General features: G+C 52.5%; 1 protein-coding gene. It reads left to right on the forward strand.

Annotated features, from left to right (window positions below; translation table 11 throughout):
• Positions 1-67 precede the first annotated feature (67 nt).
• Positions 68-925 carry an IS30 family transposase gene (locus tag HMPREF3067_RS10940; RefSeq protein ID WP_083319117.1) on the forward strand — a complete coding sequence of 286 codons (858 nt, stop codon included), beginning with the start codon at positions 68-70 and terminating at the stop codon, positions 923-925.
• Positions 926-1271: the final 346 nt, after the last annotated feature.

Raw genomic sequence — 1271 nt, forward strand, 5'->3', positions numbered from 1 at the left:
GAAGCGGAACTAAACCCAGGACGCTTCAACGGTCAAAGCGTGGCACCATGATCACAAGTCTGGGCGTTTGATACTCAATGATCATCCCACTGAATCTGAATCGAAGGTAGGACGCGGAAAGCGTCTTATCCGACATGACCGAATAGAGATAGCCTACCTGCTGAAACAGGGCCATACTCACCGTGAGATTGCAGCCCAGCTGGGACGTAATCAGTCGACGATTAGCAGGGAAATCGCCCGTGGGATGACTGAGCATGGCTACGATGCCCTCGTAGCTCAAAAGCGGGCTGTGGACCGCTTAGCCAGGCCTAAACCCCGCAAACTCGATACCAACCCGCAGTTGCGTGCCTTGGTCATCGAGGGATTGAACACGAAGTGGTCACCTGAGCAGATTTCGAACTATCTTGCCCGCTGCTTCGGTAAAGGTGGGGATATGTCAATTAGCCATGAAACCATCTACCAAGCTCTCTACATCCAAGCCAAAGGCGCTTTACGCCAGGAATTGAAGGTAGAAAAAGCCCTGCGTTCTGGGCGTACCGGACGAAAACCACAATCACGCCTGCCAGCCCGCGGTAATCGAAGCTGGATTGGTGAAGACTATCGCATCAGCAAGCGCCCTGCCAGCGTTGAAGACCGCGCTGTTCCAGGACACTGGGAAGGCGATCTCATCATCGGCCAAGGAGGCACAACTGCACTCGTAACCTGTGTGGAACGCAGTACTCGCTACACCATGATCCGCAAACTAGATGTTCATGATTCCGCCACGACTGTCGATAAGTTGATCGAGATGTTTACCGGCAAAATACGCAACATCACCAAAACGCTGACCTGGGACCAAGGCGTAGAACTAGCCCAAGTCGACAAGCTGAGCATCGCACGTGGACTAGCAGTTTACTTCTGCGATCCGCACTCGCCGTGGCAGTGACCTACCAACGAAAACACCAACGGGCTAGTCAGAGACTTCCTACCTAAAGGAAGCGACTTTAGTACTCTGACCGACAAGGATGTCCAACATATTCAAGACCTTCTCAACGGGCGCCCTAGAAAAGTCCTCGACTGGTATAAACCCGAAGAGAAGATACAAGAACTATTCAAGTGATGCATCCACCACTTGAAACCGCCCTGTTTGGTGGCAACCAAATCTATTGATTTGGGCGGCAGCCCAACGAGCCGCAAGGCGAGGCGGGTGCAAGAACCGCAACCCGTATTTGATAGTTGTGTTGGTTGATCGGCTAATGATGGTTGAAGCGTCCTGGGTTTAGTTCCGCTTC

Origin of the sequence: Corynebacterium sp. HMSC04H06 (assembly GCF_001815935.1) — a bacterium.
In the GTDB taxonomy this organism is placed as follows: Bacteria; Actinomycetota; Actinomycetes; order Mycobacteriales; family Mycobacteriaceae; genus Corynebacterium.